This is a genomic window from Limnohabitans sp. 2KL-3, from assembly GCF_001269405.1.
Taxonomy (GTDB): Bacteria; Pseudomonadota; Gammaproteobacteria; order Burkholderiales; family Burkholderiaceae_C; genus Limnohabitans_A.
Window position 1 is genome coordinate 1 of record NZ_CXON01000044.1, and the last position, 10,455, is coordinate 10,455.

The 10,455-nt window shown below is 56.2% G+C and carries 2 protein-coding genes and 1 pseudogene; all 3 read right to left on the bottom strand.

Annotation, left to right across the window (positions count from 1 at the left end; genetic code table 11):
- A pseudogene (locus AMM41_RS21375) lies at positions 1–2,305 on the bottom strand (hypothetical protein); the annotation flags it as partial.
- Between the two features lie 79 nt (positions 2,306–2,384).
- A complete protein-coding gene (locus AMM41_RS21380) occupies positions 2,385–2,636 on the bottom strand; it encodes a hypothetical protein (RefSeq protein WP_089963948.1) in 252 nt (83 codons plus the stop codon).
- 592 nt (positions 2,637–3,228) lie between these two features.
- Positions 3,229–10,413 carry a putative Ig domain-containing protein gene (locus AMM41_RS21390; protein ID WP_228769400.1) on the bottom strand — a complete coding sequence of 2,395 codons (7,185 nt, stop codon included), beginning with the start codon at positions 10,411–10,413 and terminating at the stop codon, positions 3,229–3,231.
- Positions 10,414–10,455: the final 42 nt, after the last annotated feature.

The following is a 10,455-nucleotide window of genomic DNA, read 5'->3' on the forward strand; positions in this document are numbered from 1 at the left end:
CATTGCCCTTGCCACCCGTCAGCAGGTCGTTGCCATCGCCACCGAGAAGCACATCGAGACGGTCCGACCCAGTCAGTGTGTCGTCTCCCATGCCGCCAATCAGGCGTTCGTAGTCGGCACCGGCCACCAGTTGATCGGCATTGTCGGTACCCGTCAGCTCGCGGCGCAGGATGAAACTGTAACCCCTAGAGGCCATGGGACTAGAGGGGGAAATATCTCCTGTCCAAAAGTGAACATCGCTGGTGCCGGTGGTCTCCCACGTCAAGGTGTAATTGCCGTTCCCCTGTATGTAACTGGTATCGCCTTGGAGGCTATAGCTGTTTCCGGCAAGGTCAGTCAGGAGGCCCCCTGTTGTGCCATTGGCCCCAGACAAGACAACCCTTTGTCCCGCCACTGTGTTGAGCTTGAACCAGTCCTCATCACCATAGTAGTTGGCACGGCCGTTCATCCATACGCCGTATTGGATTTGGAAATTACCGGAATCTGCCGCGTTGCCGTAATCGTCCAGCTGAAAAGTGGACTCGATCGTGCCATCCGGACGCATGTACTCAATGGCTTGGATGTTGCGCAAGGTGTCAACACCTTCATCGCTGCCATCAATGGGATCTTGCGGATCAACCACCGCATCGGTCAGCTTGATTTGCCCTTGGGTATTTACCGACCAGAAAAACGCGTCTGCACTGCCCGTGACGCGGTAGGTGTTGTAACCCGCACCACCATCAACGGTGTCGTTACCGGAACCACCGATCAGCACTTGGTTTCTAGCACCAGCGACAAGGTAATCTTCGCCGTCACCTCCCAGTATGGAGTCACCGACAATCAGTTGCTGATCGGTTGTGAAACGCTGGGCATAAACGCCCCAGCCGGAACCGTCTTGGCCCTCCGACATCCAAGTGACCAGAAAGCCACCATTGGCCAGAGACGCGGTCGTGGGGGAATACTGGCTGTTGCTGATGGTGGTGTTGACACGAAATTCAGCACCCGAAGCGCTGCCATCGGCTGCATAACTCTGGGCATAAACGCCCCAGCCAGAACCGTCCTGACCGTCCGACATCCAAGTGACCACAAAGCCACCATCGGCCAGAGACGCGGTAGTGGGGGAGTACTGGTTGTTGCTGGTGGTCGTGTTGACACGAAATTCAGCACCCGAAGCGCTTCCATCGACTGCATACCTCTGGGCATAAACGCCCGAACCAGAACCGTCTTGGCCGTCCGACATCCACGTGACCACAAAGCCACCATCGGCCAAGGACGCGATAGTGGGGTAATACTGGCTGTTGCTGGTGGTGGTGTTGACTCTAAATTCAGCACCCGAAGCGCTGCCATCGGCGGCATACCGCTGGGCATAAACGCCCGAGCCGGAACCGTCCTGGCCGTCCGACATCCACGTGACCACAAAGCCACCATCGGCAAAGGACGCGATAGTGGGGTAATACTGGCTGTTGCTGGTGGTGGTATTAACCTGAAATTCAGCACCCAAAGCACTGCCATCGGCTGCGTACCTCTGGGCATAAACGCCCCATCCAGGACCATCTTGGCCATCCGACATCCATACGACCACAAACCCACCATCGGCCAGCGACGCTGTTGTGGGGTGAATCTGACTATAGCTGGTGGTGGTGTTGACCCGGAATTCAGCCCCCAAAGCACTGCCATCGGCTGCGTACCGCTGGGCATAAACACCCCAGACAGAACCGTCTTGGTCGTAAGACATCCACGTGACCACAAACCCACCATCGGCCAGTGCTGCGATGCTGGGTCGTTCCTGGCTGCTGGTGGTGGCGGTATTGACCCTGAATTCAGCACCCAAAGCACTACCATCCGCGCCATATCTCTGGGCATATACACCCCAGGCAGAACCATCTTGGCCGTCCGACGTCCACGTGACCACAAAGCCACCATCGGCCAGGGACGCGGTCGTGGGGAAATACTGGCTGTTGCCAGTGGTGGTGTTGACCCGGAATTCCTGACCCAACGGTACAGAAAACGTCTGGATGGTGAGGTCTTGATCACTAAAGCGAAGAACCTCGACGTTGCGAAGTAAGGTGATCGATTCAACCGCTTGATTCAGGCTCACCACTGACCACATGCCATCTGACTGCTTTCTCACGCGGTAATTACTCGCTTGGCCTTCAAAGCTGACGACGTCTAACCCGATTCCCCCGTCAATAGTGTCCTGACCCGAACTCGCGATGAAGACGTCATTGCCACTGCCACCGCTGAGCGTGTCGCTTGCAGCGGTGCCCGTGATGGTGTCGCTCAAATCGGTACCGATGACAAGGGTCTGGTTGCTGAAAATGGCCATGATAGGACTCCGATAAGAAAAAAAATGGGGGGGAACGCAATCAAACTAAATCGCAGCGCCAAGCTGCGCCCTGAAAGCCTTAGCCACCAGGGACGGGTTCAACGAGCGGGGTTTCCAGATTGCCGGCCTGCTGCACTATTTGCTCACGCAGACGCACGACCTGTTCGGCCATCTGCAAGAAAGCGTCGAGGGGCATGGCCACCCTTAGACTGGGTTGAAAAACAACTTGTTTTTTTTCAGGATCCACTTTTTCAAGTCGGGCAAAGTCCATGCGGGCGATACCTTGGTGAATACCGATGTTAAAAATACGATCAACAAATAGGTCTTGCATGAAGTTATCCAGCTTTAGGTGATGATGAATACAGCTTGTGATGTGCGCACGATCGACAACTTTTGATAAGCATTGCTTTGAAACTTTGCGGCCCGTTGAAGACAAAAATTTGCAGAGGCCGTCTCCTCATTTGATCGATCAACTCGCTGGTTGTTGTCTGCACGATTGGGATTGCTGTTTTTTTCAGCATTCCAAAGCATTCTTTACAGCGCTCAACAAGGAGTAGCCGTTTCGGAAAGGTCAAAAAATTGTGGGTTTCTAGTTGGCGAGAAAACGGTTGAGTCTTCAAAAAATCACCGATCAATTCCGCAAGCAGTTGCAAGCAAGGAATCAAAAAAATACAAAAATAATAAATAAATACGAAAATAAATTTCATAATGAATAATTAAAATTGATTTTCAAATAAAATAAACTAGCTATCACGCCTTCTAGATATCACCCTCATTTTGATAAGAATTATTGCCATAGAAAACAACAACTGAACACATTTGAAAACATTTTTATATATACATTTAAAATGCTTTTAGTTGAAAGTAAATGGAGTGAGATACAGCGGACAAAGACAACCCGCCATACGCTCACTCCTCATACGTTATGCAGAAATCACAGGCATACCACCTACAAGTTGCTTGAGCGTATTGAAAGAATCAAAGCTGGCGGTGCTGTTCAAAAGGCTAACCTCAATGAAGCCTGCTAGGTCGGTACCAGCGAACTGGATCAAGGTGGGTGCCACGCCTGTATCCAAAACGGCGGTAAGCGTCAGGTCATTCACTGCATTGAGGTTATTGCCCTGGTCATCGATGTAGATCAAATCGCCTAGAGCAAAGTTATTCAGCGCGACGTTCAGGTTCCCCAGCGCAATACCGTCATAGCCGGTCAGGTTGTCGGCGCCCGTAGGGTCTTGGTCTTTTGCCACCACCGCGTAGTTGCCGCCAACGAGATCCAGCGCCGTGGGAAGGCCTGATGGGATGCCGATACCTTCGATGTCCAACCAGCGATAGCTGTCAACCATTGCTCCGTCGGCATCCATCTTTTGCGAGGCGACGGCATTAGCAATCGATGTGGTGCCCGGTGTTACGGTTGCGAAGTTAAGACTTGTCGTGCCATCAAATGCCGCAGTTGCCAGCCCTGACAAAGTTGACATAAAAGCACCTTCATCTAGGGTGATGTGGTACGTGTTCGCCAAGTCCAAATCGAAGATTGGATTGATCGTGATCTTCCCTTGACTGATGGTGACCTGCGTAGTGTCTGTCAACAGAATACTTTGCGTATGGACAACACTTTCACCACGAAAACCAACGCCGCCATCATTGACAAGATGGATGTATTTACCAGCAACGGCCGTCACACTCTGGTCGTACTGAATAACAATGTTGGAGTTGACATCAAAATTTGTCACATTGTCCAGTGCACTGGATCGTAATTGAGGAGCTGACACCACGCCCAGATTGAAGCTTTGTGTGACAGCCAAAGCGCCACCGTCGGTGGCCGTGACCACAACCTGCGCGGAAGACTGGTCTGCTGTTGGCGTGCCGCTGATCACACCCGTGCTGCTGTTGATACTTAAACCACTGGGCAGCCCGGTGGCGCTGAAGCTCAAGGTGCCGTTGGTGCCTGCATCCACATCGGAAAAGTTGCCACTGACGTTCAGGCTAAATGCCTGGCCTTTGACAGCCGTCTGGGTCGGCACAGTTCCCTGGATCGTAGGCGCTTCGTTGACATTGGTCACCGTGATGGCCACAGCTTTGGCTGCACTCAAGGATCCGTTGTCCGTGGCTGTGACCACGATGTCATAGACGTTGTTACCGCCTGCGTCGGCCGGAGCCTCGAAGTTGGGTGCTGCCTTGAAGGTGACAACTCCGCTGGTGCTGTTGATGTTGAACAGGTCAGCGTCCGTGCCACTGAGGCTGTAGCTGAGCGTAGTGCCCACATCCGGGTCGGTGGCACTGGCGGTGTACACGTCAACTGAACCGTTCTCAGCATAGCTGGCTGTAGCTGCACTGTTCACCGTTGGCGCTTCGTTGACATTGGTCACCGTAATCGCTACCGCTTGGGTGGCACTCAAGGCACCGTTGTCCGTGGCCGTGACCACGATGTCATAGACGTTGTTACCGCCCACGTCGGTCGGGGCTTCAAAGTTGGGTGCTGCCTTCAAGGTGACCACGCCACTGGTGCTGTTGATATTGAACAGGTCAGCGTCCGTGCCACTCAGGCTGTAGCTGAGCGTAGTGCCCACATCCGGGTCGGTGGCACTGGCGGTGTACACGTCAACTGAACCGTTCTCAGCATAGCTGGCTGTAGCTGCACTGTTCACCGTTGGCGCTTCGTTCACGTTGGTCACCGTAATCGCTACCGCTTTGGTTGCACTCAAGGCACCGTTGTCCGTGGCCGTGACCACGATGTCATAGACGTTGTTACCGCCCACATCGGTCGGGGCTTCGAAGTTGGGTGCTGCCTTGAAGGTGACTACGCCACTGGTGCTGTTGATGTTGAACAGGTCCGCGTCTGTGCCGCTCAGGCTGTAGCTGAGCGTAGTGCCCACATCCGGGTCGGTGGCACTGGCGGTGTACACGTCAACTGAACCGTTCTCAGCATAGCTGGCTGTAGCTGCACTGTTCACCGTTGGCGCTTCGTTGACATTGGTCACCGTAATCGCTATCGCTTTGGTTGCACTCAAGGCACCGTTGTCCGTGGCCGTGACCACGATGTCATAGACGTTGTTACCGCCTGCGTCGGTCGGGGCTTCAAAGTTGGGTGCTGCCTTGAAGGTGACCACGCCACTGGTGCTGTTGATGTTGAACAGGTCCGCATCCGTGCCGCTCAGGCTGTAGTTCAGCGTGCTGCCTGCATCCGGGTCGGTAGCGCTGGCGGTGTACACCGAGCCTGAACCGTTCTCAGCAAAACTGGCTGTGGCTGCACTGTTCACCGTTGGCGCTTCGTTCACGTTGGTCACCGTAATCGCTACCGCTTTGGTTGCACTCAAGGCACCGTTGTCTGTGGCCGTGACCACGATGTCATAGACGTTGTTACCGCCCACATCGGTCGGGGCTTCGAAGTTGGGTGCTGCCTTGAAGGTGACTACGCCACTGGTGCTGTTGATGTTGAACAGGTCAGCGTCCGTGCCGCTCAGGGTATAGCTCAGCGTGCTGCCCGCATCCGGGTCGGTAGCGCTGGCGGTGTACACCGCACCTGAGCCGTTCTCAGCAAAGCTGGCTGTGGCTGCACTGGTCACCGAAGGCGCTTCGTTGACATTGGTCACCGTGATGGCCACGGCTTTGGTTGCACTCAAAGTTCCGTTGTCCGTGGCTGTGACCACGATGTCATAGATGTTGTTACCGCCCGCGTCGGTTGGGGACTCGAAGTTGGGGGTAGCCAAGAAACGCAACACACCTGTGCTGGCGTCGATACTAAAGAAAGCTGCATCGGCACCGCTGAGGCTGTAGCTCATCGTGGTGCCCACATCTGGGTCGGTGGCGCTTGCGGTGTACACCCCACCTGAACCGTTCTCTGCAAAGGTGGCTGTGGCTGCACTGGTCACCGTTGGCGCTTCGTTCACATTGGTCACCGTGATGGCCACGGCTTTGGTTGCACTCAAAGTTCCGCTGTCTGTGACCGTGACCACGATGTCATAGACGTTGTTACCGCCCACATCGGTCGGGGCTTCGAAGTTGGGTGCTGCCTTGAAGGTAACCACTCCGCTGGTGCTGTTGATGTTGAACAGGTCCGCGTCTGTGCCGCTCAGGCTGTAGCTCAGCGTGCTGCCCGCATCCGGGTCGGTAGCGCTGGCGGTGTACACGGAACCTGAGCCGTTCTCCGCAAAACTGGATGTGGCTGCACTGGTCACCGTTGGCGCTTCGTTGACATTGGTCACCGTAATCGCTACCGCTTGGGTGCCACTCAAGGTTCCGTTGTCCGTGACCGATACCACGATGTCATAGACGTTGTTGCCGCCCGCGTCAGTTGGGGACTCGAAGTTTGGTGCTGCCTTGAAGGTAACCACTCCGCTGGAGCTGTTGATGTTGAACAGGTCCGCGTCCGTGCCGCTCAGGCTGAAACTGAGCGTATCGCCCGCATCCGGGTCAGTGCCGCTGGCGGTGTACACCGCACCTGAGCCGTTCTCAGCAAAGCTGGCTGTGGCTGCACTGGTCACGGTCGGCGCTTCGTTGACGTTTGTGACCGTAATCGCTACCGCTTGGGTGGCACTCAAGGATCCGTTGTCCGTGGCGGTGACAACGATGTCGTAGACGTTGTTGCCGCCCGTGTCAGTCGGGGCTTCGAAGTTGGGTGCTGCCTTGAAGGTGACCACTCCGCTGGTGCTGTTGATGTTGAACAGGTCCGCGTCAGTACCACTCAGGCTGTAGCTGAGCGTATTGCCCGCATCCGGGTCGGTGGCGCTGGCGGTGTACACCACACCTGAATCGTTCTCAGCAATACTGACTGTGGCTGCACTGGTCACCGTTGGCGCTTCGTTGACATTGGTTACTGTAATCGCTACCGCTTGGGTCGCGCTCAAGGTTCCGTTGTCCGTGGCGGTGACCACGATGTCGTATACGTTGTTACCACCCGCGTCAGTTGGGGACTCGAAGTTTGGTGCTGCCTTGAAGGTGACTACGCCACTGGTGCTGTTGATGTTGAACAGGTCCGCGTCCGTTCCACTCAGGCTGTAGCTGAGCGTAGTACCCACATCCGGGTCAGTGCCGCTGGCGGTGTACACAACGCCTGAACCGTTCTCAGCAAAGCTGGCTGTGGCTGAACTGGTTACCGTCGGCGCATCGTTGACGTTTGTGACCGTGATGGCCACCGCCTGGGTAGCACTCAAGACACCGTTGTCTGTGGCGGTGACCAGGATGTCATAGACGTTGTTACCGCCAGTGTCGGTCGGGGACTCGAAGTTAGGGGCGCTCAGGAAACGCACCACACCTGTACTGGCATCAATATTGAAGGTGCCAGCATCTACACCACTGAGGCTGTAGCTCAGCGTGGTGCTCGCATCCGGGTCGGTCCCGCTGGTGGTGTAAACCACGCCTGAGCCGTTCTCTGCAAAACTGGCTGCGGCAGCACTGGTTACCGACGGCGCTTCGTTGACGTTTGTGACTGTGATGGCAACTGCTTGGGTGGCACTCAAGGCACCGTTGTCCGTGGCCGTGACCACGATGTCATAGACGTTGTTACCGTCCGCGTCGGTTGGGGACTCGAAGTTGGGCGTAGCCAAGAACCGCAACATACCTGTGCTGGCGTCGATACTGAAGAAAGCTGCATCGGCACCACTGAGGCTGTAGCTCATCGTGGTGCCCACATCTGGGTCGGCGGCGCTTGCGGTGTACGCCGCGCCTGATCCGTTCTCAGCATAGCTGGCTGTGGCTGCACTGGTCACCGTCGGCGCTTCGTTGACATTGGTCACCGTGATGGCCACCGCTTGGGTGGAACTCAAGCCTCCGTTGTCCGTGGCCGTGACCACGATGTCATAGACATTGTTACCGCCCACGTCGGCCGGTGCCTCGAAGTTGGGGGTAGCCAGGAAACGCACCACACCAGTGCTGGCGTCGATACTGAAGAAAGCTGCATTGGCACCACTAAGGCTGTAACTGAGGGTCGTACCCGCATCCAGGTCGGTGGCGCTGGCGGTGTACACCCCGCCTGAGCCGTTCTCAGCAAAGCTGGTTGTGGCTGCACTGGTCATTGTTGGTGCTTCGTTGACGTTGGTGACCGTGATGGCCACAGCTTGGGTGGCACTTAAGGCACCGTTATCTGTGGCTGTGACCACGATGTCATAGACGTTGTTACCGCCCAGGTCGGTCGGGGCTTCGAAGTTGGGCGCACTCAGGAAGCGCAACACACCAGTATTGGCATCAATACCGAAGATGCCAGCATCGGCACCACTGAGGCTGTAGCTCAGCGTTGTGCTCGCATCAGGATCGGTGGCACTTGCGGTGTAAACCACACCTGAACCGTTTTCAGAAAAACTGGCTGTGGCTGCACTGGTTACCGTCGGCGCTTCGTTGACATTGGTGACCGTGATGGCCACGGCGTGGTTGCTGGCGTTGCCCGCCGCATCTGTGGCCGTGACTGTGATGTCATAGACGTTGTTGTTGCCTGCATCAACCGGGGCTTCGAAGTTTGGTGCCACCTTGAAGGTGACCACTGCGCTGGTGCTGTTAATGTTGAATAAGCCCGCATCCGTGCCGCTCAGGCTGTAGGTCAGCGCACTCGGATCGGTGGCCGCTGCTGCGTAAGCGGTGCTGGCACCGTTCTCTGAAAAGTTGGCTGTGATGCCAGAGGTGAACACCGGATTGATGTTGTCCACGATGAAGCTGGCAACCACCTGTCCCGTCGTGCCTGTTAACAGTGCCTGCGACGTCGTGTTGCCAATGATGCTCGCACCATTGAGGTTGATCGCGCTCACACTCACCGTGCTGTCATCGCCAGCGCCTGCTGTAGCAGTGAAGCTCAAGCTGGTCGAACCCGTGCCGCCGATGTAGGTGGCAGTCAGGGTTTGCCCCCCAACGTCCAGCGTCAGTGTAGGGATGCCGTTTGTGGTTTCAACGTTGACCGCTTCGCTGAGCGTGGCGGTGAAAATAATGGCATCTCCTGCCTTGGCCGTAGCCACATTGGATTGCAGCGCAGTGATGACTGGTGCGGACACCACGGCCAGACTAAAGCTTTGTGTGACAGACAAAGAGCTACCGTCGGTGGCAGTGACTACAACCTGCGCGGAGGGCTGGTCTGCTGTGGCCGTGCCACTGATCAGGCCCGTGCTGCTGTTGATGCTCATTCCACTAGGCAGGCCTATGGAGCTGAAGCTCAAAGTGCCGTTGGTGCCTGCGTCCACATCAGCAAACTTATCTTTAACGTTGAGACTAAAAGCCTGACCTTTGATGGCTGTCTGGGGCGACAAAGTTCCCTGCGTCGTCGGCGCTTCGTTGACATTGGTCACCGTGATGGCCACAGCTTTGGTCGCGCTCAAGGTACCGTTGTCCATGGCCGTGACCACGATGTCATATTCGTTGTCTCCACCCGCATCGGCCGGGGCCTCAAAGTTGGGTGCAGACACGAAATGCACCACACCGGTGCTGGCTTCGATGCTGAAGAGGGCAGCATCGGAACCACTTAGGCTGTAGCTCAGCGCAGTGCCCGCATCAGGGTCAGTGCCGCTGGCGGTGTACGCCGCGCCAGCACCGTTCTCAGCAAAGCTGGCTGTGGCAGCACTGGTCACCGTCGGCGCTTCGTTCACGTTCGTCACCGTGATCGCCACAGACTGGTTGCTGGTGTTGCCCACACCATCGGTGGCTGTGACGGTGATGTCATAGACGTTGTTGTTGCCCACGTCTGCAGGCACCTCGAAGTTTGGTGACGTTTTGAAGCTCACCGCACCTGTGCTGGTATTGATGTCAAACCGACCCGCATCCGCTCCACCCAAGGCGTAGGTCAAGGTCGTGACGTCTGTAGCTGCCGTGTCGTAAACGATCCCCGTACCGTTTTCGGCAAAGTTGGCCGTGATGCCAGAAGTGAACACCGGATTTGTGTTGTCCACAATGAGGTTTGTAACCACCTGCCCCGTCGTGCCCGTCAACAGCGCCTGCGACGTCGTGTTGCCAATGATGCTCGCACCATTGAGGTTGATCGCGCTCACGCTCACCGAGCTGTCATCGCCCGCGCCTGCAGTTGCCGTGAAGCTCAAGCTGGTGGTACCAGAGCCGCCACTGTAAGTGGCCGTCAGGACTTGTCCGCCAACATCCAGCGTCAGGGTCGGCGTGCCGCCCGTGGTGTTGACGATCACCGCTTCGCTCAGCGTGGCCGTGAAGGTCAGTACGTCCAAATC